Origin of the sequence: Photobacterium sagamiensis (genome assembly GCF_050337085.1) — a bacterium.
In the GTDB taxonomy this organism is placed as follows: domain Bacteria; phylum Pseudomonadota; class Gammaproteobacteria; order Enterobacterales; family Vibrionaceae; genus Photobacterium; species Photobacterium sagamiensis.
This window is the reverse complement of sequence record NZ_JAKJSP010000011.1, coordinates 127,423-151,247: the sequence shown is the minus strand read 5'-3', so window position 1 is coordinate 151,247 and position 23,825 is coordinate 127,423. Positions and strand designations below refer to the sequence as shown.

General features: G+C 42.5%; 21 protein-coding genes. 9 read left to right on the top strand and 12 right to left on the bottom strand.

Going from position 1 to position 23,825, the window contains the following annotated elements; genetic code table 11:
• Positions 1-75: 75 nt before the first annotated feature.
• Positions 76-909: a PIN domain-containing protein gene (locus tag L4D76_RS01695; protein ID WP_428439199.1), complete on the bottom strand. Its 834-nt coding sequence runs from the start codon at positions 907-909 to the stop codon at positions 76-78.
• A gap of 391 nt (positions 910-1,300) precedes the next feature.
• On the opposite strand from L4D76_RS01695, the gene L4D76_RS01690 reads away from it, so the two are divergent.
• From L4D76_RS01690 to L4D76_RS01680, 3 genes are all read left to right on the top strand, one after another.
• Entirely contained in the window at positions 1,301-1,531 is a 231-nt protein-coding gene (locus L4D76_RS01690; RefSeq protein ID WP_428439198.1) for a hypothetical protein, read from the top strand.
• A 281-nt stretch (positions 1,532-1,812) separates the two neighbouring features.
• A complete protein-coding gene (locus L4D76_RS01685; protein ID WP_428439197.1) occupies positions 1,813-2,631 on the top strand; it encodes a hypothetical protein in 819 nt (272 codons plus the stop codon).
• Positions 2,632-2,815: 184 nt separating this feature from the next.
• Positions 2,816-4,525: a DUF4209 domain-containing protein gene (locus L4D76_RS01680; RefSeq protein ID WP_428439196.1), complete on the top strand. Its 1,710-nt coding sequence runs from the start codon at positions 2,816-2,818 to the stop codon at positions 4,523-4,525.
• A gap of 390 nt (positions 4,526-4,915) precedes the next feature.
• Here L4D76_RS01680 and L4D76_RS01675 read toward each other — a convergent pair whose 3' ends face one another.
• Entirely contained in the window at positions 4,916-5,050 is a 135-nt protein-coding gene (locus tag L4D76_RS01675) for a hypothetical protein (protein WP_428439195.1), read from the bottom strand.
• Here L4D76_RS01675 and L4D76_RS01670 point away from each other — a divergent pair.
• The 3 genes from L4D76_RS01670 to L4D76_RS01660 all read left to right on the top strand — a co-directional run bounded on the left by L4D76_RS01670 (position 5,038) and on the right by L4D76_RS01660 (position 7,505).
• Positions 5,038-5,265, top strand: coding sequence for a D-Ala-D-Ala carboxypeptidase family metallohydrolase (locus L4D76_RS01670; protein WP_428439194.1), 228 nt, complete (start codon positions 5,038-5,040; stop codon positions 5,263-5,265). The genes L4D76_RS01675 and L4D76_RS01670 overlap by 13 nt on opposite strands.
• Before the next feature lie 219 nt (positions 5,266-5,484).
• Positions 5,485-6,291: a hypothetical protein gene (locus L4D76_RS01665; RefSeq protein WP_428439193.1), complete on the top strand. Its 807-nt coding sequence runs from the start codon at positions 5,485-5,487 to the stop codon at positions 6,289-6,291.
• A 773-nt stretch (positions 6,292-7,064) separates the two neighbouring features.
• Positions 7,065-7,505, top strand: a complete 441-nt coding sequence (locus L4D76_RS01660; protein WP_428439192.1) for a hypothetical protein — start codon at positions 7,065-7,067, stop codon at positions 7,503-7,505.
• 301 nt (positions 7,506-7,806) lie between these two features.
• On the opposite strand, the gene L4D76_RS01655 is transcribed toward L4D76_RS01660, so the two are convergent.
• Positions 7,807-8,016: a helix-turn-helix domain-containing protein gene (locus L4D76_RS01655; protein ID WP_428439191.1), complete on the bottom strand. Its 210-nt coding sequence runs from the start codon at positions 8,014-8,016 to the stop codon at positions 7,807-7,809.
• A 130-nt stretch (positions 8,017-8,146) separates the two neighbouring features.
• Between L4D76_RS01655 and L4D76_RS01650 the strand changes: the two genes are divergently transcribed.
• On the top strand, positions 8,147-8,740 hold the full coding sequence (locus L4D76_RS01650; RefSeq protein ID WP_428439190.1) for a hypothetical protein: 594 nt from the start codon (positions 8,147-8,149) through the stop codon (positions 8,738-8,740).
• Positions 8,741-10,141: a DEAD/DEAH box helicase gene (locus tag L4D76_RS01645; RefSeq protein ID WP_428439189.1), complete on the top strand. Its 1,401-nt coding sequence runs from the start codon at positions 8,741-8,743 to the stop codon at positions 10,139-10,141. It begins immediately after the preceding gene.
• Between the two features lie 315 nt (positions 10,142-10,456).
• On the opposite strand, the gene herA is transcribed toward L4D76_RS01645, so the two are convergent.
• The 5 genes from herA to L4D76_RS01620 all read right to left on the bottom strand — a co-directional run bounded on the left by herA (position 10,457) and on the right by L4D76_RS01620 (position 16,048).
• Positions 10,457-12,241, bottom strand: coding sequence for an anti-phage-associated helicase HerA (gene herA, locus L4D76_RS01640; RefSeq protein WP_428439188.1), 1,785 nt, complete (start codon positions 12,239-12,241; stop codon positions 10,457-10,459).
• Positions 12,241-13,506, bottom strand: a complete 1,266-nt coding sequence (locus L4D76_RS01635; RefSeq protein ID WP_428439187.1) for a DUF4297 family anti-phage-associated protein — start codon at positions 13,504-13,506, stop codon at positions 12,241-12,243. Before L4D76_RS01635 ends, herA begins: the two co-directional genes overlap by 1 nt.
• Before the next feature lie 367 nt (positions 13,507-13,873).
• Entirely contained in the window at positions 13,874-14,632 is a 759-nt protein-coding gene (locus tag L4D76_RS01630; RefSeq protein WP_428439186.1) for a hypothetical protein, read from the bottom strand.
• Positions 14,607-15,002 carry a hypothetical protein gene (locus tag L4D76_RS01625; protein ID WP_428439185.1) on the bottom strand — a complete coding sequence of 132 codons (396 nt, stop codon included), beginning with the start codon at positions 15,000-15,002 and terminating at the stop codon, positions 14,607-14,609. The genes L4D76_RS01630 and L4D76_RS01625 overlap by 26 nt, the downstream gene beginning before the upstream one ends.
• A 380-nt stretch (positions 15,003-15,382) precedes the next feature.
• Positions 15,383-16,048, bottom strand: a complete 666-nt coding sequence (locus L4D76_RS01620) for a hypothetical protein (RefSeq protein ID WP_428439184.1) — start codon at positions 16,046-16,048, stop codon at positions 15,383-15,385.
• Positions 16,049-16,625: 577 nt separating this feature from the next.
• On the opposite strand from L4D76_RS01620, the gene L4D76_RS01615 reads away from it, so the two are divergent.
• A complete protein-coding gene (locus L4D76_RS01615) occupies positions 16,626-16,925 on the top strand; it encodes a hypothetical protein (RefSeq protein ID WP_428439183.1) in 300 nt (99 codons plus the stop codon).
• On the opposite strand, the gene L4D76_RS01610 is transcribed toward L4D76_RS01615, so the two are convergent.
• Genes L4D76_RS01610 through L4D76_RS01595 form a run of 4 tightly spaced genes read right to left on the bottom strand, consistent with a single transcriptional unit; the run spans position 16,922 to position 23,677 of the window.
• A complete protein-coding gene (locus tag L4D76_RS01610) occupies positions 16,922-18,385 on the bottom strand; it encodes a tyrosine-type recombinase/integrase (protein ID WP_428439182.1) in 1,464 nt (487 codons plus the stop codon). The genes L4D76_RS01615 and L4D76_RS01610 overlap by 4 nt on opposite strands.
• On the bottom strand, positions 18,372-18,956 hold the full coding sequence (locus L4D76_RS01605) for a hypothetical protein (RefSeq protein WP_428439181.1): 585 nt from the start codon (positions 18,954-18,956) through the stop codon (positions 18,372-18,374). Before L4D76_RS01605 ends, L4D76_RS01610 begins: the two co-directional genes overlap by 14 nt.
• A complete protein-coding gene (locus L4D76_RS01600) occupies positions 18,949-21,279 on the bottom strand; it encodes a hypothetical protein (protein ID WP_428439180.1) in 2,331 nt (776 codons plus the stop codon). Before L4D76_RS01600 ends, L4D76_RS01605 begins: the two co-directional genes overlap by 8 nt.
• A complete protein-coding gene (locus L4D76_RS01595) occupies positions 21,269-23,677 on the bottom strand; it encodes a hypothetical protein (protein WP_428439179.1) in 2,409 nt (802 codons plus the stop codon). The genes L4D76_RS01600 and L4D76_RS01595 overlap by 11 nt, the downstream gene beginning before the upstream one ends.
• Positions 23,678-23,825: the final 148 nt, after the last annotated feature.

The window sequence follows — 23,825 nt, the reverse complement described above, 5'->3', positions numbered from 1 at the left end:
GAGATAGAAAATCTGTCAAGCAAGGGCCCGCAAGTTAACCTTGTCGCCCTTGCTAGTGCGTTACGCCTCCCCCCGCTATAAGCATGCTCGCACGTAATCACAATCTGCATTGAAATCAGATTTCTCGCTAAAACAGCTGTTTGTAAATTCGTAAAATTTCACAACACCTTTTTTATGAAGAGCATTGATCGTATCAACTAATTCACTCTTGGTCATATCAGGATACCCAAGTAGCTCAAGCTCACCTTGCAACTCTTTTATTGACAGATGTTCGTACTGTAAGTATCTGAAAAGTAGTATAGATTCATTTCTGTCGAAATATATTCCGTTATTGTGTTTGATTTTTCTAAGCTCTTGCAAAACTTCAGTGAGGTTTTTACGGTAGTCGTATTGATATCGCTTAGAGGCAGATTGCATGTCGCCATCACTAGAAACGATACATGTATCATTGGGCTCTAAGTGGTCTTTGATTAACTCAAACTGGAACGCATCAGGAAACTCTTTTGGCTTATTTGAAGAGCTAAAGCACCCTTCTTTATTAAAGTAATCATCAAATACTGCCATTAGATTTTGGGTCTTGAGGTCTATTCTTTTTAGTATGCTGATTTTTGTGAAAAAATCTTCCAGATCCTCGAGGGCGTCAGAGGCTCTCTCTTTAACAATAGGTGACTGACTTTTAAATCCATCTTGTGCTATGTCAAAATATCGCTTTTGTATTTGAGCCTCCATTTTTGAAAGGCCGATCCAGTCTTTGGCTAACCCGCTTTTGATTTCGTCAACTACAATGTCGCTCGTGTATAGAGTGATTCCCAGCTCTTCAGCTAGTGCCAATAGCTCGTCAAATTTGTCGTTATATACGTTGAAATCTAGCGTGTAAAATACGTTTGTATCTAAATAGATGTTTTTCACTGGTTATCATCCCTGTTCTGTTCGGATTGGTATTGTAGCGCAGCGGGGGGCACCAAACGAATATGGTGGCAATAATTCAGTTATGCCCGATTCCTTCTTAGGCTTCTTGATCTAACACGGAATGAGGCAAAATCGTGCCAGATGATGAAGCTGGCACGAAGTTGGACATAAACGTGTTAACTACTTTTCAAATTTAACATTTCACGGGTTAGCTCAGGTATGGGAAAGCCGATGAACTTACAATCCTTCACAAGGTAGTGAGAAAACAGGAGCACAGCAGCGCCAAAAATTAGTTACTGCCGCTGTAGCAATGTCTATGCCTCTGTGACATGCAATACTGATAGGTTTGTCTACGCTTATAGCTTACCTCGTATTGATTAGGAGTCGCTGTATGAGTATGAAAGATGGTATTAAGCGGTTTGGAAAAAATGTAGGTCGTAGCTCGACGACTTTAATGGCTGCCTACATAAAAGACGGGTTCTCGCCAGATGATGCCAAAAGAGTAACTGATATTGCCATGGAAGTGAAAATCGACGACTTTGTTGAAGAGCGCTTCAGTGAGAAAAATGCAACAGAGATCACCTCTGCTCTTTCTGATTTTGGCAAAGAGTCAGATGAATAAGTGCATATAAATTGGAGTTATTGGCGAAGGGTGACCGATGTGCACCCTTCTATCCTTTATCGTGACAGATTTGCGGTTCTAGAACTCAATATCAGCACCAGTAATACACAATTGGACAAAAGTGAGTTGGCAATTGTGTTTGTTTAGCTATACCTCACCTTAGATTTTTTTGCTCTATCCGCTCAAAATAGGCAGCACATAGAACTAAACCTTGCAGACGGTGACACATCGATAGTGGTGTGTAGTAGCATAAACTACTTTTCCTTAGATTCCATAGCATTATGAAAGCAGCTTTAGTATTTGCATTAGGTTTGACAACCTGTACGGCAGTAAGCGCAACCACCTCACTTAAAACAGTATTCGATACCTTCTCTGATGGCTGGCTAAATACTAGCTATGTATTCACTTGCGGCTCGGACACTTTCAAGCTAGAGAAGACATTCCCAAACAACACTTCGCTTTACTGGAAGTCTGGTCTGGAGTGGAAGGCGATGACGGGCCTGCAGGTTAAGGATACTGGTGTTGAGTTCTCTGGATTAGCAATCAGTGGAAATCTTCCAAGAAAAGCAATTCCCCTCAATGTAGAGCTACCTATCCACAATGGAAAGGATGATGCTTGGCGGTATTTCACACTAAGCAAAAGCCGCTCTTCACATCCGCTTGCATACGTTGTCGATTTTTATGAATCAAAGATGATTACAAGAAACATTGCTGATGCAACTCATTACCTGAAGTTTGATTCTGAAAAATATATAGTCGAGCAAAAAGTTGTTAGCCGTCCGAAGGAATTGGATGTTTACTCGCAGAATATTTCAGACCTAAAGGTCAAATTAGAGCTGCTTAAAATCAGAAAACTTGTAAATCATAACGAGAATGTAAAAGAGCTAAATCAGTTGATTGCTGACACCAAATTACAAATAACCGAAGCAGAACAGGCAAAAGAACAAAAGGCCAAGGAAAAATACTTGAGCGATAGCATAGAGGATTTAGCGCGTTTAATGGAGATCGAAGCGACAGCAAAGCTATACGTAAATGGTATTACGGTAAAAGCCCCTGCTGGAAGCTATCTAGAGACAAGCTATTGCAGGGCCTCTGATTAATGCCACGTCTTAATGCCGAAGCCTGTGGTGGTGTATGCCTGCAAAAGGAATGGACAGAAATGCTTTAGAGTCTTTAATCTAGCTAAAGCAACTTGCCTCTCTTTTTTTATCCTTTAACGGCGTTTAAGCGGTTTTAAACAAGGCTTTGATTGTGTAACTTACTAACTTAAACAAGGAGATACAAATGATGAATGCGAATGAATTTATTCTTTTAGTGAAAGCTCCGTTCGAGTCAGGTATCACTAATCATAACAATGAATATAATTACGCTTGGAAAGTTGCCCAATTGAGAGATGATAATGCTGCCACGCTAGATAACCAGCAAGTATCTTTGCTAAATTCTCTTATCTATATTGTCGATCACAGGATTGAACGAAACCGATTATCCCTAAAAAATAACGGATTTTGGAAAATAGATAAGCTTGATTCTAACCTGATTGGTGATATCCAAATACTGGTTGAGTCCATAAATTCCATTTGGCTTAGTGCTAAATTTTACGATGTTCTGTGGTCAACAGAACATATAAAGAATGACGAGTATATATCCAAAGCAATTGATGCGTATGAACAATTCCCGTTACAAGAAATAATCCACATTACTAATTACTGGAAAAGAGGATTATTTTTAGCAAAAGTATCAAAACGACCTAAAGATAAGAATCGAATCACTCAATTGCTAGCCAATAATGCTCTAAGTGGTGGTGATACTTTCATCATAACTAGGTTGCTTTTTGAAATCGACGAACTCGGGCCTTTCGCCTCAGATCTAAGCCAATCACTTATCAATCAGGTAGATAGTGCTATTGAAGAGAAAGGATATTGGCTTGCTGTTTCTTATTGGCAATTACTAATAAGCATATGCAAAAAGAACAGAAAATTAAATATCAGTTATGAGGAGCTAACCCTCTCATTAAGCAACACTCTGCAAGCATGGGCTTTGCAAGATGAAAGTGGGAACAATTTTCACGTTGCTGCGGATAGGTATCGAGAGGCTATTTCATTACTTCAAGGGCTGAGCAATGGATTTAAAGAACAAAATCATATTAATGACACTGTAGCGTCTATTGAACACCATTTAGTTGATATTAGGAACTCCATAGTAAAACTAAATGCAGCAGCGACTATACCTATTGAAATCGACTTGAAACCATATTTTGACTCAGTAGATGAATTGATTGACGGCAAAAACCTTAACGAGATTATTAAATTTCCCGATTTAGATTATCGACATATTCTTAAGCTAAAAAAAAGAGAGCAATCTGAAACCTTATTTTCACGTTTGTTATTTGGTTCAGTTGCCTTCACAGAAAGTGATGGAAGAACACTTGGTAAGTTTGCTAGTGACTCAGTTGAAGCTGATCGCATTGATAGCTATCGAACTTTCATACGTAGTGTTGATTGTATGTCACAGGGCTTCATCTATCCCGCACTTCAAAAACTAAGAAGTGAGTTAAAACTAAATGAAGACTACTTTCATAACTTGACTAACTCTAGTGCAATTATTCCTCAAAACCAAAAGGCAATGGTGGCAAAAGCGCTATACCACGGTTATCAATTGGATTTTTCAACTGCGCTGTTTATTCTTTGCCCTATGGTTGAAAGTATTCTGAGATTTACTTTAAAAGAAGCTGGAATTCCAACCATAACTATAAACAAAACGACAGAATCAGAAAAAAGTATGTCTTTGTTATTGGGGATAGCCTCCGATTACAAAATACTGAATCGCGAAGTAATCTTTAAGGCTGAAGCACTCTTTACTAGCCAATTCAGTTATAACTTTAGGAATAAAGTCGCTCATGGTTTGATAAATGATGACTCTAGCAATAGTCTCGGTGCAATTTACGTTTGGTGGCTTTGTTATAAGTGGATATATATATACAGCGATATTCAATAACCAACGTTAACCTCCCTCACTCAAACCACAATCTGACATTCAAGCCACCACTTGAATGCCAGATATGGTCATCAAAAAATACCTACCGCTGTGCTTTAAACAGGATACGAAAGAGCCTTTACTCTAACGCTTTATGGGGCATTTTCGTGTTAAAGCATTTGCTTTAATTTCACTCACTCCTATAAAAAAAAGTAATTTGAAGCCTGTTAATCCCTTTTCTATTAATAGAGGGAGGTGGAAGTAGCAGTACTCTCAGTCCAATACTCTCATAAGCCACATCCCTAATGGGAAAACTGGCAGGTTGACATTTACCTGCGCCAAAAATAGAAAACCCGCCACCAAGCGGTGGGTTCATTAGCACCCTAACGGGCGATGGTTTCCTGCATTAAATTAGTTAACTAGGCCGTCGAAATCACAGTTTGCCTGTTCGGCAGGAATGGTTTGATGGATTGCCTCATCACCGGTTACTTCCAGCAAAAAAGAGTCTTTCTTGTCGCTGCGACGGTTGTAACTTGCAAGTCCCACATGGGCTACAGAAAGATGCTCTGGACGCTTTACAGCGCGTTAGGGATCGCTTCTTTGCGCTGACTGAGCGAGGGATTAGCTTGAACTCTGCTTATCGCTGCGCAGAACATCCCGATGAAGTTGAGAAGGAAGAACCAGGCTATCACCACAAAGGTACAGCTTTCGACATTCGTGTTGGTTGGGTACGTGATCCCAGTTGCTCATCACCCTTTTGACAGAAAAAGGCTTTGATGCCTTTGGCTAGGCAAACACATTTTTGCACGCCGATTACAATCGCGGTTATTACACCTACTGGTCGTATAACTAAGATCCAGCTCAAGCCCTCGAACACGGGGGCTTTTCTTTTCCGCACTCTTCGCTATGTTAAAGCTATTACAATACAAAGGATTGAGGCTAGACTTAAAATGCCAATGGTGATCAAAGACGGATTCGATATGAAGTTAACTACCCCTTCAAGAAACAAAGAAGAAACAGGTATCTTTCTTAGCGAATCACCCTACCCATATGAGGTGCCAGGATTCATTGAGCCTCAAGGTTACGGATTGATGCGATCCCGCGATAAACTAGATGCTGATGGTACCAAATTCACCATAGCCCTGATTTACACTGGCCGAGACAATACTGATTACACACGCCTTAATGAAGATGAATGCAATGCGGAAACTGTTTATAAGGTAACGGTTTTGAGTCGCCCGTCACCTAATGCTTATCTTGCAATAGAAAACTGTTCACAAGTATTGGTCTGGAGACAAATCGCGGGTCCTCATAGCGCCGCAACTAGAGGCTTGCCTACGCTGATTTTTAATCATCTATTGGACAACCACAACATCGTCATTACCGATGATCAGCAGACCGAAGACGGCAAACGCTTTTGGCTGGATAGAATGGGCGAATCATTCACCACTTCGAACAAATCGGTTTATTTCGTTGATCTCAATGAGGTATTCGAGTCTTCAATGACGCCGAGGGTAAGTCACGTTGCTACCTTTCACGATTTGTTGGAGGACTATGTGCCTTATGGTTGGGGCAGTACAGAAGAGTTCAAAGACAGGGTCTTCATTCTATCCAAAGAATCAACTGGCTTAGCCACGCTGAAAATGGAAGATGGCAGTACAGAAGTGGCTTCTGTCATTGGCAGCAGGGCGTATCATCATAAAGTCGAAGGGCGGGACATTAAGGATCTTGATAAAGTTGATATGGATGATAAAAGCCTTATCAGGTCTTTATATAATGACGAATAGAGTCGTTCTTATCAAAAACCGCAATATTGCCTACTGAACCTATCTATGAACCCCTGAACCTGTGTGATCTTATTAGCTCATACGATTCAGGGGGTTATATGAAACTATCAAAAACACTTATCACACTGGCTGCTATTTTTACCCTTTAAGGCTGTGCCGGTACACCAAACAGCATTCAATATGACTACTCGAATGGGCGAATCCGCATCATCGATCTGACGCCATCTCAGGCCAAGGCCGAGGGGTACGATTTTAGGTGATTGTCCAACAGGCTTTTGGACAAATTTTGCAACACCCTGCGGCAAAATTTGAGAGTGTCAAATCGGCTATAATTTGCAGCCAATTTCATCATTGGATCTGCGAAACAACTTGTTTCGCAATTGGGCAACAGGCTGTTGCACAATAAAATGCTACCAAGTTTGCTGTGCTTGATAATGATTGAGGTAAAACGTAGTGAAAACTCATTAGTCAGTGTAATGACAAAAAAGCCCTCCTTAAACACACTTTGGGGCAAATTTGAGTTAGCGAAGGTTGGCTAACACCCTATACAGATGCGGAGCGAAATCGCTTTATGTCCTGTTGTCTCCGACTATCGCCTGCAATGATCGATGCCAGTGAAACGTAACCGCCAAAATAAGAGTGCCCTAGAAGGACGGTCGTTTTTGACGATGGCCTGGCTGGCCAGTTTAGACCAGGTGTAAAAATGAAGTATCATTGAGTAGCCTATGGCATAAGAGTGCTCTTTCCACCAAAACTAACACCAGAGAATACCCATGAGAATAACTGCCGAACGATTTATAGATTGTGCATGGATACTGGATCTTAGAATCATCTCAGCTGACAGCAGTTTAATGGATCATCGATTCATTGATGAAGCATCAAAATTAGCTAAGGCAAAAGAAATTGATGTCCAATACCTTGATTTTAGTAGATACAACAGTGCTGAAGAGGCTTTGACAAGTCATGATAATGCTGACTTTCGAAATGCAATTGAAGATGGTACTAAGCCCAGATTGCTGTGGTTTTACAATTGTGACAGTCTCGCCCCTTTGTCCTGTGCTTTAACCTATTCATTACGGAGTGTGCTTACAACACGATTAACCAATAATGTACAAAGCGTGTTTATTGCTAAAAAAACATCATTAAATCTTATCTTTAACAATCATGATGCTGCATTTTATCAATCAAATTTCTCCATCACTGAACATCAATAAAAATTGACGACTAAGACTTAGTAACTAAGACCTAGTTGTCGAAATTAAATTCACCGGGCATTACTTAGGATTACTCACACTCGATCTGACTGCTGTCCCAATCAGGTATCACTAAATCTGACAGATTAGTGCTCGTTTCAGGAAGAAGCGAATGTAAGTATCCATCTCTAAATGGGGCATGAGCGAGATAGACTGTTTGAGTCAGTGTTGCCGTCGCTTATTAATTTTCTTAGATGGCGTAATGATCTATTGCTTGACGCCTCTATTGACACCATTAAAGCAAGCAGCTCTCTCATACCACTCACTTTGGAAGCAGTGCTTCAACCGAAACATCAAGGACTTCAGCTAACTGATACACTTTTTCGAGGGTAATGTTCACTTCACCACGCTCAATACGTCCCACATAACTTCTATCAATATCTGCAATAAGGGCTAATTTATCTTGAGACAGGTTCTTTGTTTTGCGAACAGCACGCAATTGTAGCCCGAACCGAAGTGCTAAGTCTTTCATTTCTCATCCTGTAAAAGACAAGAACTATCTAAAGTTGCGGCTTATAAAGCCACGGATTATAATCCGTATTAGATGGGCCTGACTCTAATCAAGAGAAACGAGTACTTAAATATGAGCTGTAGGTGTGTAAATGTCGGATAAAACAGTCAAAATAGATAAGATCGTTCATTCGATTCTTTCTACCAATCCTGAGCTAAGGTTTTCGATCCCTCAGCTTAGAGATATGTACCTTTCTTTATCTAAAGTTAACGCAAGCCAAGATAGCGCCTACAAATTTGTTTACCGCCAAATCAAGATTCTTGTCAGTGGTGGTCTGCTTGAGCTGATAAGGGATGATAGTAACAATGGATCCCGTTATTCGATTAATGAACGTTTTACGCAAGCTAAATTTAGTTTCAGTAATCCGCCGAAAATGGCAAAGGGTCATTACCCCGCTGTTACAAAAATAATGACGTCCACAAAAACAAAGCAAGGTGCGCATTTAGATAACGATAAAAGTTGCTCTCCTATGCGCGAATTAGAGCAAACCTTAAAGCAATATCAAGTCGATCTGCTCGCAAGTATTGGCGAGTCAGAAGAGTACAAAAAGCAGTTTGCTCTTTTTCCAGAACAGCGTGTTTTTCTCGAACAGCAATATGAACAGGCAAAAGAAAGAAGCTCCAAATTTATCGGTCAAATCAAAGCCACCAAGGTTCTTCTACAACACTACACTCAGAGTCATTAAATGAAGCTACGTCATTGGCAAGCAGAGTGCGTAGAGCGCGCTCTGACTCACTACACCAGCATCTCCAACCACTTTCTTGCCTTAGCAACACCTGGAGCCGGTAAAACAGTCATGGCGGCAGAAGTTGCCATGCGTTTGTTTGAGCAGGACAAGATTGACCTCGTTATTTGTTTCTCACCTTCAACTGAAGTTGCCAACGGAATTGAGAAAACATTCAGCCATCGACTTAATTGTTTATTCGATGGTGGTCTAGGTGCTAAAGGTTTCTCGTTCACTTATCAAAAGTTGCTCACTTTGAGTGAGCGTTTCCTGTTGCTACTCGAAAGTCACCGAGTGCTTGTTATCTTAGATGAAGTTCATCATTGCTCTGGTAATGAACTGGCTAATGCAAACGCATGGGGAGAACGGATACTGGCAAAGATCCAAGAAAAAGCAGCATTTACCCTCTCAATGACTGGTACCCCATGGCGTTCAGACAACATCCCAATAAGCTTATCTCGTTATTCGAAAGACGGGCAGCACATCACCTGCGATTACGTTTATGGTTTGGGAGAAGCTGTATCTGATAAAGTATGTCGCAATCCACGCATTGTCTTAGTTGATAATGAAAAAATCACAGTCCACAGTGAAAACGAATCCGCATCTTATTCTAACTTACGAGAGATGCTTGAGGGTTCGAGTGTTAGCTATCAAGTGCTGTTGCATTGCAAAAACACTATGCGTTATTTATTAGGATTAGGCTGCGATAAATTAAGCGAAATCCGTCGCATCAACCCGACTGCTGGCGGCTTAGTCGTAGCTTCGTCCACCAAGCATGCTCAAGTGATAATAAAATTATTGCGAGATGATTTATATCAGACCGCGATTCTTGTTACCCATAAAACACCTAACTCTGACGAAGTTATTGACAAGTTTAGGCATAATACAACGCAGTGGATCGTGAGTGTAAACATGGTGAGTGAAGGAACGGATATCCCGCGGCTGCAAGTCTGCTGTCATCTAAGCCGCATTAAGACCGAGATGTATTTTCGACAGATCCTTGGGCGAGTATTACGTATTACCCGAGCCAAAGATCAACAAGCATGGCTCTACACCTTTGCGGAACCACTACTCAGCGATTTCGCCAATCGTATTGACCAAGACATCCCAGACAATATTGTAATTGAACACCACATGCCAACTGAACAAGTGGCTACAGAAATACAGGTTCATCAGGAAAGCATTGAACAACCTACACCGCTAGTTGAAGAAAGTGCGTTACACTTCTGTTGTCCACAATCAGATTTTCATTACAACGATGAAAGTAGTTCCAGTAGCCTTTCTGAAGAGGTGCAGTTCAAGTTACTCGGGCGTTTTCGAGAGCAAGTTATCGCCACCTTCGATTCTCCGTTTAGTGTTTGAGCCTTATACGCAATTAAGGGCTGGGATAGTTACTCATTACTAGCGAGCCTTGGGACATAAATGAGCTACAGAACTTGTTCTAGCTCTTGTCGATTGGGTTAGAAAAAGTATAGGAAACCATGGACGGAAAGAGACAAGAAATGGCCCTTATTCCTCTTATTGTCGAACATAGTATTATCTGATCACTTCCAAGAAAGATGTTTAGTTGAAGTGTTTTCAAAAGATGGCTTTCATATATAGAAAACGCATGCTGAATCAATACTGCCCTTGAAATTACTACTATAAGGGCAGTATGTAAATTATAAATAGGTCGCGTTAATCACCCAACCAATGATTTTCGATTTCTATAAAGTCGATATCTTTCCATTTTTCTTTCCAAAGCTCGTAGTATGGAATATCGTTAGACGATGGCTCATTCTCAACGCATCTATCTATCTTCACTAATGAGGGAATTATTACGGATTCTCCGATAAGAAGGGCTTCACCAGCACCTAAACTTGGGAGTTTATCTTTAAGTCTCCCCAATGTATCTGGTAGCAAGCGAGATACATAGTTTTGGTCGTTAGGGTTAGTAAGCCTCATTGCTAGAAAGTTACTACACTGTGAAAAAATGGTTTCTGAAATCTCTGCGGGTCTTTGACTTGACAAGAGAAGTGTTACGCCATATTTACGACCTTCCTTAGCTATACGCTCTATGGACGTTTTAGAAGCTCGGAACTTAGATAAGTCAGATCGTGGTACATATTTATGAGCTTCCTCGTAGACTAATAGGAGTGGAGCATCATTGTTATACTTTTCTCCTTTTCCTTCTCTGAGTACTTTATAATAATAACCGTACTCAAATAGTAGCCTAGATATAAGTGAAACAGTAATACTCAATACTTCAAAAGGAACTCCGCTAAGATCTATAATGGTAACGTTCGACTTATTGTCACTATACCCAATCAATGAGGCCAATACTTTTTCTAGCGTTAACTCCATATTATCTTTATTAAAGATAAATGAAAGTCTGTCTTGGGCTACCTTTGACTCAAATCGGCTAAAGAACTTATTTAGAGAGCCATCTGCATAACTACCTTTTGATATATTGCTGCCTTTTGCCTGATGGAATTGAAATCTTTTTTTGAAGTATTTATCTAATCGTGACTTCTCATCAAGCAATATACCATCACCATCATTTGTTTTACCATCCTTAGTTAGCTCATAACTATCATCAACTACCATATAGCGAGATTCATTTTTATAGTTTATGGTTTCACTTTTGATGTTATATATTGCGTTTAAAACCTCTTCTATACTAAATTTTATTGGGCTATCATAGAAGACTTTAACTTTTGTGGGGTTGTGTTTTCTTTTATTTTCTGTAACTAAGCGTCTAAAAATTGCAGACTGGTTGTAATTATCTCGCTCACCAGTATCCAAGAGGATTTCTTCTAGCTCGTCACTATTTAAAAGCCAATAAGGAAGGCTTAAATTACTTACATCTAATACATTAGCTTTTGGAAACGCAGTTTTATATTCAGAATGTATATCAAAAATAACGGTATGTGAGTTGTTTAATTCAAAACTTTCCTCTCCACTTTTTATATTCTTTTCAGAAATCGCTTTTTGCAATATTTTGCTAATAGTGTGAGATTTCCCTGAGCCTGTAGACCCAACAATAGCAATATGCTTATTGAAGAATTTGTTACCGTTGACAGGGACTGTTATGTCTTGATTAGACAGTAATTTACAGAAAGAAAAGTTTTCTTTTTCTTCAATTGAATCCTCAAACACCTTTCTGATATCGTCCTCGGTTGCTGGCGCGACTCCAGTTGGAGGTATTGTTAGTGCATCTCCTCCTCTAATGAATTTGCCGTCGTCAATAACACCTAGCGGGAAGGCTTCTATCAGGTATTTGGGGTCGCCTGATTCTGTTGTCTCGATAGAGAAGTTCTCTATAGCAGCAATAAGCACACAGTCTTCGTTGTCAGTAATTCTTATATAAGAACCTACCTTAATACTTTCACCGTTTGTAAACTTTTCGATATCTATTATGGCTACCTTCACTTTATCAGGAAAGATACCTATCACTTGTGCATTAGTGGTTTTATTTGTCATTATTGTATCATCTCCGTAATTGAATAAGCGCTCTCAATTCTAATTGCTTTGTAATCGAAGTCTTCAGGTATAAAACTGTTATCTATAGGTGTTTCTTTATAGAAATCATAAACTTTCACTACTGATTCACTTAAGTCATTTATTTCTTTAAGTGTTAGTTCGCTAGGAATAAATTTAAGCCTAAATTTGTTTTCTTTTGTAGAGTTTTGCATCAAGTGGTTTACAATGAAATCAGAATCTTTAAAAGGGAATCCATCTGAAAAAAGTAATTTAGATTTGTAGAGAGATTGCTTTATAGATTTCAACTCATTTTCGCCAACCCCCTTAATTAAAACGAAAGGGCAAAAGCGATGGTCATTTGTTGTCCTTTGATGTTCTACATTGGAAAATCTGTCACTGATCGACTTCAATAATGTTACTGTATCCCCAAGCTTAAATTCATTATTAATATCAATTGAAAAAATCCTCGTCTCTTTAGGGATATTTGTTCTCTTGAATGTAAAATGCTGTCTTTTTATTGCTTTGTTATATTTTTCTTGTTCTATCTTGTGAATTAACCACTGATTAAAGACTATTTCTTTTTTTGGTAATTTTGATAAAAACTCTTTCTTTGTAATGGTTCTTTCTGTCTCTGATTTGTTTTTAGCTAGGTCTGTTATGATGCTCAACGCTCTAGGGTAATATATAGTTTCAATTTCATGATCGCAACTCCTATCATTTATTAACTTAAGATTTTCATATATAGAGTTTTGCTGAGACTCATATGAAGCTGCTTTTACGTTTATTTCTAAAGCTCTGATAAAGCTATCTATGGTATTATCAGTGATTCCGAGAACTTCATGTGTTTTTATTACCACTTCCTTATTGCCTTTGTCTTTATCTTCTTTTTTTTGTCTTTTTTTGCTCGTGAGGAAGTTAGTTTTTACGAATTCAGTGTCTATTGAATCGGGGAGCTTGCTTTGACCACTACTATAAAAACCATAGATGTGATAACTTCTAGTGTTTCTGTCATCTTCAGAACGCTCATGGTAATCAGTGAGCATAGCTACTACAGCATCCTTAATTACTGAGTGGTTGTACTCGGTTGCTTCGTAGTACTTACATTGGACATGCTTGCTAGTAGTTTCATCGTGTATATCGATGTCCTCTGTCCCTTCTATGACAAAGCTCTCGTTATCATCTCGGGTCTCAAGTATTTTCAGTACGCTATAATCAAATTGATATAAATAGCCTTTTATCGTGGCGTTTGCTGCTCTACTGGTCAATTTCTTCTGCCCCTCGCTTTATATGGTATACAGTAAGCCAACTAACCCTTTTAGTATGTTACTTACCGCCAGACGTAAGTCTTTGTACTATATCGAATATTACCTTAACGTTGATATAAATAAAATCAGATAATGAGTGCCTAGTCTCATATTAATGACGATCTATATACGCAGGCCGCAAACACACTAAACAAGTGGAATTCGATAATGATAGTGTCGGCTCTTGTCTGCCTATTAGTTTTACTAAGGCAAGAGTCAATAAGGATAGGCTGAACGAATTTTTATCTAAACTCATTTAGGGGCAGCAATGCTCTAGCCATTCGATCTGTAGAAAGCAGGATGATGAACGTCGATGGTTTAGTCAAAGCTAAATATCTTTCTTAAGTATTAATATGGTGTAGTAAAGTAATGACTTGATTATATGATTCAAACTGTGGTTCTCTCTGAATAAAAGTAGATTTTTCCTCATAAATTCAATGAACTGTATTTCCACACCCTTAACTCTTTCTATCCCTTCTCTAAATGGGTAGTAGGTAATGAGCTGAGTGGATTCATGATACTCGTATTTGAAATGTGCGATTCCATTTCGTAATTGGTTATCAATAGCTTCCTGATTGAAGGCAAAAAAAGAATCGTCAATGGCGTCCAGCTTTTGCCCCAAATCAACATTGGCATAATTGTTAAGGCTAGAAAAAGCTTTTACTGGCTGTTGGTGCTTGTTGAAACGCTTTTGTTCTGAAAAAAGGTTGGCGTCTCCTCGCTTCAAGAGATTGTTTAATCCAGCAATAAGCACTAATTGTCTAGAGAAAACTTCTGATAAGTCTTTGTAAAGATTGTTACAGCTTTCAAAATCAGCAGTAGAGACTCTAGCTGGCAGCTTGTCTTTCTCGTCTATATCAGCATAGTCGTAATACAACGCAGGCCTGAGAGGGAGGTCAAATGAGAGCATCTTGGGGTAAAGGCTCAAGCAATCAAAATGGAGTGTTTGTAAAAAGCCACTATCAATTATCTCATCAAAAAAGTTAATGCACTGTTCGTTCTGGTATTGGTATAGCCAATTTAACAACTTCGGAATTTCATTGCTTAACTCTTTATTGTGTTCATGAATTGTAAAGGGTGAAGACATTATCGATGTCGCTGTATAAAGAGCGACTAATACATCTTCCTTTTTGTGTGATGACTCTTTTTAGATCACGGCATTTGGGATACAGGTTATTTAAGGTGTTAAGTCGATTATTCAGGTGAGCTAGAGCCTCACGGCCGATGGCATCAATAACATTGAAAAATGTTGTATTTCCCTTTTCGTATTCGCCAAAAAACACGGGGAAATCTAGGTGTAAATCAACAAAAGGGTTGCTCCCGTCGAATATGCCATTAATGGCTTTTACTTCCGTTGCTCCAGAGAGAGCACCATCGGGGACTCCAAAAGTAAATTTAATTGTCTCTTCACAGGAGGGGCACGCAAATTGGAATGGCTGAATGTCTCTGTTTGACATGCCAATCCTACAATCGATTATAGTGTCGCACGTATTACAACAATAACGCTCACAAATGTTCATGTTTCCATCCCCAAAATCTTCACCAGACCAATTATTCTAAGCAACGACATATGAACCAAAATTTATATTGATGCATTAGCCCAGATTGGTCAACTAAGAGGGACGTCAAACTATGAGAGTACTTACTCTAAATGATAATGGGGCATAAACGTGCTAGCCATGATCACGCTGGCATGCAGACTGTCAGATCTTGTGACTGTCAGATCTAGTCGTATTGTGATTTCGAAACTGACGGGGATTGAGTCATGACTAATCCAGCTTAGATGCTCATACGGCTCACGCCGACGAACTAGCCGTTGTGTCACCGAAGGACATAATTACTCTTTAGGTGTCCGTTTCCACCTTCTGTAACCTCGAAGGTAGCTTTCTGGATCAATACCACTTTCACAATTAGCTTGAACGCCCAGACGTTTAGCTCTGTGAGGGTTCATCCCATACGCGAGATACTCTTCAGCTTTATCCTCAAGACTCTTTTTCTGGTGTGCTCTATAAGCTTCTTCGTCTGACATCAACCTCAGATCACCGCCAACACGGACATAAAAGTCAAAATGTGAATAATCCGCCTCCTTTCGACACCTTGCTGAATAGTTGCCTACACCTCTTTTTCGTGGCCCAAAGAAAACATCTTCAAGTTCTAATTTACCTCCTGCCAACATGTAAATTTGAAAAGCCTCATTTATGGCAGAAAGTACTTCAATGGGAGGAAATCTTGGCCGCTCCAAACAGTCATTAAGGGACTCTAACGGAGTCCTAGTGATCTTGTCACTGCGATTTATCCCACATTCATCATCATATTGAGCATAAGAGACGGCCTGCCACAGGACTTCGGCAGATTCTCTCCATGGGTATTTGTTAGTATCAGTTGTTAGCTCTGCTCTTAGTTCTTCTACCCGTTCCCAAGAATTAGATAGGGCATCATTACTTGTCGGGCTCATTAACTGTTTGAGCATTGATATTAGCTCTTCCTTTTCTTTTGTATCCATAGAACCTCAGAAACTCCTACTCAGATGATAGTGTCTTATATGCCCCGAAGTATCGACTGTATTTCCCAGTTAGATTAATGTTGTATATTAACTGAAGAACAAGCATTGCGCTAAGCCAGATGATCTTCTAACTGGCCGATTATTATAAAAATTTATATTCCTACTCAATTAATCCTTTTTAAAATCCCGAACTATCAAAATTAGTAGGCAAAGCAATGCTAGATTGAGCGGAGATGCTGTTAGCACGTTAGATATTAGTTCAGACATTTAGTGACCTCACTTAAGCGGTTAGGATGCCACCATTATCTCTGCTCGATGTGAGTTGATGAAGGACATGATCACTCTTTAGTTGTCCGCTTACACCTTCCATGCCCTCTCCGGTAACTATCTATATCAATGTCGTGATGTTCCCGCTATCCACAAGACACATTACATTCATTAAAAAAAACTTGGTCAAATAGCTGTTTGATCAAATGAGAGGTCTGTGGGTTGTAAATCATTGTGGGGGGGAGCAGAGCCTACGCTCAGCTTCTCCCTTTTTACCCATAGAGCCAGCAGGATAAATGGGAGAGATGCGATGGATGAACTCTACAAGCCTGCGGTTAAATTGCACGAACGGTGGGGCATCGAAGACCCTGAGCGACCGCTGCAAACCTGTGACGACCCTCAGTCTGTCACCAAGAACCTCATCTCAATTCATGCTGCTCTAAAACGGCTCTATCCTGCCAGAAACATCACTTCAATGTACCAAATTGACGTGGTGCACATGCGCAATCGAGAGTTGGACAGCTGCCGACCAATAGATTTAATTCAGCAAGACATTCAAGAAAATGCCGCAATGTTACGGCACTTCTATGAGAGCATGTTGCAACGCTAGTTGGTGTTGGCCGCCTCCGAATCAGTACTGGCATCTATGTCATCTTGGAATGTTTCAATCAGCTCTTCCAGTTCTTCCAATAGTTCCGGCAACGTTGCGTCCCCAGCCTGAATTTCGGCTCTCAGGTTATCAAGTCGGGTTTGAACGGCACCAACAGCTCGCCCTAGGGTAACGGCTTTGTAGACCTTTCCCACGTTTCCAAGCTCTGTAAAGGCGAGATCGATATACCTCTCCAATGAGCTGAGTTCGCTGTGTCCCGTCCACTGCTGTAGCTTCCGCTTGAACGCCTCCTCATTGAGTAGGCGACTGCGGAAATCGTCTTTGTTGATAATTTTGTCCTGCTTGATCATCATCACCAGTAGCTGTGTGATGAAGGCATGGCGGAACAGGTGTGCGTGAGCTGGTTCATCAGTGATCCCAGCTGCGGCACATAACTTGCTGAGTTCGGTGGTCACGGTATCTATGGCTAACTTATTTCCCGTGATTTCGCTAATTAACAAATAACCGTGGTCTTCTGAAATCGTTTTGGGCGATTTCGACTTAATCTTCTGGCGGATCATCCTGCGACGATGGCGCTGAATGTACTTCATCGCCTCTTGTATAACGTGTTTCGGGACGGGAACGTAACGGATTTTCTCCTTTTCTTCGTCATCCCCTTCGCCACCCTGCTTGAGGGTAACAAGCCGCAGCATATGTGAGCCGCCGTCCGCTGCCCTGGCGGTCTCAATGTCCTTAACCCTGATGTTGGCGATCTCTGCCCGCCTGCCCCCTGTTAACTTAAGGCAATTGAGCATCAACAGGGTACGCGCTCGCTTGGATCTGTTTGGAATACTCCGAGCAGCGGCCTCCAACTTTTTAACTACATCATTGCTGATTGGGTGTCGCTCTTTCAGAGGAGAGGCACTAGGGAAGCTGTCATGGCAAAAAAACCACTTAGAATGAGTCTTGCCTTTGCCAACCTGTATTTTGATTTCGCGTTCTTCGACCGTAATGGCACACCCTTGCCCCTTTTCACCAATAAGATAGTCAATACCCATAAACGTCTGAAGAGTCCGTAGGAAGTTTATGCATGTCCTACCGATATTTCGAACTTGGTTGGCGTTGCGTACCTCATTACCCAATGCATCTCGTGCCTGCAAATTACGGATGAACATGGTGAATTTGTTATCGTCCAGATCACTGAAGTTCCAACCGTTCTTGTGACAGTAGCGGATCAGGTGCGAGATATGACTCGCATAGGTTTTTAATGAGCCCCCTCGGTTGCGGCGGCTCTTCCCAGCATGTAGCAATGAGCGCATGAAAACATTTGCCTCAACGCAAGGCACACCGTCAGGCCAATACATGAAGGGAAGGCTTTTGGCCTTCCTAGGTACGACCTTATCCATAAGGTCAACATGATCTGGTACTTCAAAATCTTCTGGCAGCGAGGTATGGAGCTGCTTTTCTCTACTCTTCGCCATGTCGTTCCCTCTCTGCAATGGCCTTGAAAAGCTCTTTGTTTCCAGAAAAGCTAATTCTGGCCTCTACTCCACGCATATCCTTTTCGCACTGAGCACGGGTTAGGGCTGGGGCTTTTTTGGCGTATTTGGCAGCGTTCTCCTTTAGATTGCAGATGATGTCGACTAGCAATGCGTTTTGCTGCTCTAAGATTTTGTTTTTTTTCTCTAACTCTTCAACCCTTTTCGCCAGACCAGCTCTGGTTCTCTTGTTGCTACCGTTCTTCCTCTCTGAGTACCCCTCAATCGCGGCCAGCGCGTTTAATCGAAGTTGGTCGAGCCGGTTATACCCTCCATCTAAAGTCTCTTCAGCGGACGTTTTGAGCGTATTTAAGGAGCAAGGTGTGATCCCCCGTTCCTCATCTTGCCATTTGGCGAACTTGCCCTGAACTTTCAGGGCATCGATAAATTCCTGCTCGCTCATCCACTGGGCAGGCTCTTCGATGACCTCGGTTAGCAGATCTCTCAGGGCATAGGTCGAATCAGCGCGTTCAGATTTACTTATCTGTGATTTACTTACCCGTGATTCACTCATCTTCCGTCTCCTTAACTCGTAGCACTAGCTGAGTCACTTGTATGGCCTTGCCCTCAGCATCCTTCATTACAATAAATTCAGGTTCTAGGTCGATGACACCTTCTTGAAGCAGTAGCTCTACGTCGTGCTCAATCTGGTTGCGAAGCTCTTCCAGAGGTGGTTCTGTGGTCAGGTCGCCTTCCTCTACCGCCGCCTCCAGATCATCAACGACTTCATCTAGGGCTTCGATTGTTACATCGCTGACACCAAAACGTGTTTTCAATAGGTCGTGTAGCTTCTCGATGCCTTCAATCTTGTCGGCATTAATGCCCTGAACCAGAGTCTCTGCTTTGACACCACGGAGAAGCGCACCGGGCGTGGTTTCTGTGATGTAGTGGTACAGGTGCTCTGCATCGGTGTGCCCTAGGAAATAACGCAAGGTATCCAGCCCTTCGTAGTCACCGGTTTCGCTACTGCCCCAAAAGAAGGCCATTGCGAAGAAGCGGCGTAGCTGGTGTTGGCGGATGTAATAGCGCCGGAATTCATTTGCCGCAATTTCAATGACTGGTGTTTCAAAATAATCACAGAACGTGTCGAGGTTTTGGGAATAAATATCGTCTGACATCGAAGTGAAGGTGCCATTTTTACGAGAACAGCTCAGCAGTAAGGATGTCTTTTTGTTGACCAATCCGGCGCTGATCAGCTTTTGCCGAAAATAGCGCAGTTGCCACAGCATTTTTGCGGCAGCCAACGGAATAGGCCGCAGTAAAGCCTCTCGATCTTCGCCTGCACCAGACTTCCTGTTGTAGAAATCAAGGAAAAAACCGACCTTATCATTTTCGGGCTTCCTTGGGTTTTTCTTAGGGTGCAGACAGTCTTCTTCCAATTCGACTAGTTCAGTGACCCGCCGTGCCATCATCGTGCCGACGAAGAGTTGAATACAGCCCATTAGCAGCTCGTACAATTCAAAGAGTCCCGCGTTTCCGCGTAGCTGCAAAAAATAATCGTCCGGCTTTGACCGGCCGTTACTGTCGACAATGCGCCACCGCTTCACGCCTAGCTCCTGCAATTTCGATGAGCAGCATTGCTGAGCCAACTTATCCAGCTCGGCTGTAAGAATACTCACCATGCCGTCGCGGGTGGGGATATCGGGCGCTTTGATCGCAAAGTCCACCATAGCCTGCAAAATGTCATCGGCATAAGCAAAGCTGAACTCAAAAGCATTTCTTAAACTCGATAAGGCCACTGGTGCTGGCAATGTACGAAAACGTCCTTCCTTTTTAATATTTAAGTTTGACTGAACGCTTTTTGGGGTCAGGGTACTCAGGTCTATCGACGCCCCAGCGAACTGCTCGCCGTCCACGAGACTCAGAGACTTGATGACACCGATGCGATAGCCGACAGTCATCTCTGACACCCCCCCATCACCGTCCATCCCAGTGACTGGCACCGCCCTATATTCTGTACCCTTTAGGCGGGGCGTGATCCGCAATTCGTGGTAGATCGGTAAAGTCAGTGATTTACCATGCAGGGTATTTGCATTGAGCTGTTTTGTGAAAAACGTAGCACGACAGTTGCCGCGATGGGTAGGCAACAGTGGGTTCCCTCCATAAGCCTTTGCCTTTTGCGACAAAAGCCAAACCCGTGCCCTTACGAGTTCATCATCCGTTAGGTCGAGCCTTCTTTCGGATGAGTGTTCATGCACTTCACGTAGCGTTGGGTATAGCTCAGACATCGTGGCTATGTCATCGTCACTCACAGTAGCTGAGTGCGTTTTGAGGTAGTCTCCAATACGGCGATCCATCTGGTAAAAACCAGTGGACACAATAGGATCTCTCAGCAGCGCCTTGACGTCATCCATGGTAAGCAAACCAAAACCATATTGAGCGGGTTGAAAGCGGTCTGCCCTTATTAAGATTGCATCGACCCAGATCAAAACGTGCATTACGTTCCTGATATGAGTGCTTGGCTTCAGAAAATTCCCACCTGTGTTCTGGGGGTGGGTTAGAGCGCAGAGCCAATACTTGATAGTGTATAGAAATTTAGCGTTGCTTGGCGCGGTGAGCAGGCTGCCGTCCTCCAAATGTATATTGAAGTCGATGGTTTTCTTCCTGCTGCCAAACTTACATTGCCACACTGACTCATCGAAGTCCGATTCGAGCCAGTCCGGTCTCGTGAGTTCTACCTGCAAGGCTGGTACTGAAGGGGTTATTACCTTTTCGAGCAGCGCCGTTTGCTCCGCATATGACAAGCCCGATACCATTTTTTGAAACTCTGCCAGTTCCTCGGCAGTCATGTTCTCTAAATGCTTCTCACTGTTGTCGATAGCCAATTTAAGCGACATGATAAACAGCTCCTTTTAATTTTTCAGCGGGTAGCGGGTTGGCGAGGGCATCCGACATGGCCTTGGCAATCTCTGGACATTCGTTACGAGCATCAATGCTTTGGAGTACAAACTTGGAGGTCTCGTACCAGTTGGCGGCGGTCTTCGTAATCTCCTGCGAGCTACCCGCCTTCTCCACTAGGTCAACCAAACGGCTCATCACCTGTAACATTGGGGTTGATACTGGAATAATCGCGTTAGCGGACGGCGAAGCGTCATTAGCGTCCGAGCTTCCATTAACTTTACCACCTTCGAAAAGGTCATCGACTTGCCCCGTCATTACGTGTTCCGGCAAAGGCTTTAACTTGTAATTTCGCAGAAACGCATCTAGTTCTTCTTCCCCAAAGTCCATGGCTTCAAGTAGGTAGTCGCTGTCCTGCATCGCCTCATAGACCAGTGCATTTTGGAATATCCGCACCCAACGGGCTTGAAAGTACCGGAGGATGGGTTCTGGCAGATAACTGCTGAGTAATTTGGGGTCGTATTTTTCGTGACCCAATGCATCGCTCATCACCTTTACGCTGCGAGTTTGCAGGTACACGCGCACCCCGCAGCTTGCGCGGAAGGTGGTCAGAGACAAATTGTTAAGGATACTCGCGCCCTTCTTGGCGTAAGCTTCCGCTGACGGTCGTGCAATGTTGTTGAGGGGACGCTCGGTCCTCTCATCGTCAGTTTCCACTGGCTGCTCTGCAATTGCGTGTCTGAGTGGGGAGTTGTCTAGAAAGCCAGCACCAAAGGGCTGGAGCTTATTGATTTTACAGGGTGTTGAGAGTCCCGATTTGCAGGTGAGGAGTAGGTATCGCCAGCTATCATCCCCTTTTTCTTTTAGGTGCCGCCTAGCCTCTTCCGTTAGCGCGATTATATTCTCGAATAATGCCTTAGAGGTTTCATTCAATATGATTGTTTGCTGGCCTTTTGCACTACCACGGCGGGCTTTAACGCTCGTTGCAAGCCAACTGTCACCACTCTGTCGAAAGCCCGATGCTTTGCCGTTCTTATCGTATAACTCAAAGACTGTAAGCCAGCTATCAGTTATAGCGGGGTGCTGCTCGATGAGCAGGTAGAGGAAAGGGTAAAGCGTAAAAGGCGACAACAGGCCACCGTTTCGCACAAAGGTAGCCGTTGCCCCATCAACGCCGAGGTAGTTAGGGTAGCTGCTGTTCACCGGACAATTGTACCCGTAGTGTTCCCAAGTGGCGTAACGATTCGCCTCGATCTTCATATCAACAGTATTGGCAGAACTGGAGTGCACGTGTGGCTGCTTAATCACACCCAGAGCTGTCAGCTTTTTGCGTTTTGCAAAGTTAAGCATGGTGAGGTCGGCCTGCTTGCGGCAGGCAGCGGTTACGTGTTCGATGTCTTTCTCAATACTATCGAGCAGCGTCTCAATGGCTTGGTCATCGGTATATGACAGGGGGATGTGTGTAACCAACTTATTGTTGAATGCATTCCCTTCTTGATCGAGGTGCCTGTGGGTTCCTGCGTTGGTTGGACTAGTTTTGAATTGCGGACACCACAATGGCGAGGGGGGCTTAGACCAGAGTCCCGATTTGATAAAGAATTTTTCAATCAGCTCAACTCGATACTGCCAATGTTTATAGAAACTTTTTACGCAGTTTCCTCGTTGCTTGGTGTCGATGAGTTGGATAGAGAAAATATTAAACACGGTAGTATTGATATTGTGGTGAGTGCCAGCAAACTTAAAGTCAGCCTCTGTCGGGTATAGTTGAAGGATCGTTGTGAGTAGAGATGTTAGATGTCCGGCAGAGTTTCTAGCTGTTGTCTTAATCTTTTTATTACAATAATCTTCTGTGGCAGCCCAGAGCTGTTTCGTCAATTCCAGCCCATACTGTTCATGGAAAGCGGACAAGTTCCAGAACTGCTTGCCTCCCCCGTTGCAGTGGGCAAACCACCCTGTGTAGTAAGCAACCCGCGCCTCGTCGAGATTGAGCTTGCGATATTCAGGTATGCAGCCCTCAACGTCCGTCGTCACGCTTACACTAGACATAGTGATGAGTGGGGGAGGCGTGATATCAAGTTCACCACAAGCCTGCCCGACGAGCTTCTGAAAAGTTCGCATCAGGCCGCAAATTCGCACGGGTACTCTGAAACCATGCTTGGGATCATGGAGGAATCCGCAAAATTGCCGTGATAGGGGCGGAAGGGATTGTTCTAACCCTACCGTGTGTAGGTGTAGCCCCCCAATATCGAGAAAAGTGCGAAAGATTGCCAATGTCTGCCTTTTGTGGGTGACGATACTATTTGCCCCCTGACCCGCGAGGCGCTCAAGAACGGCGTTGATATTAGGGTCTATGACGGGTGGAACGGGGTAAAATGAGAGATGCCTAACTGCCAACATATCCATACCTTTTTATATATTTTTGTATACACTAGTAAAGCTAGACCTGCCGCTGATAGTTGTCAAAGAAATAAAAACTGGGTGTATTAACATTTTTCCCTTTGAAAACAGGGGGCAACTAATCTTTGATAATGGCAGTATTATAGTG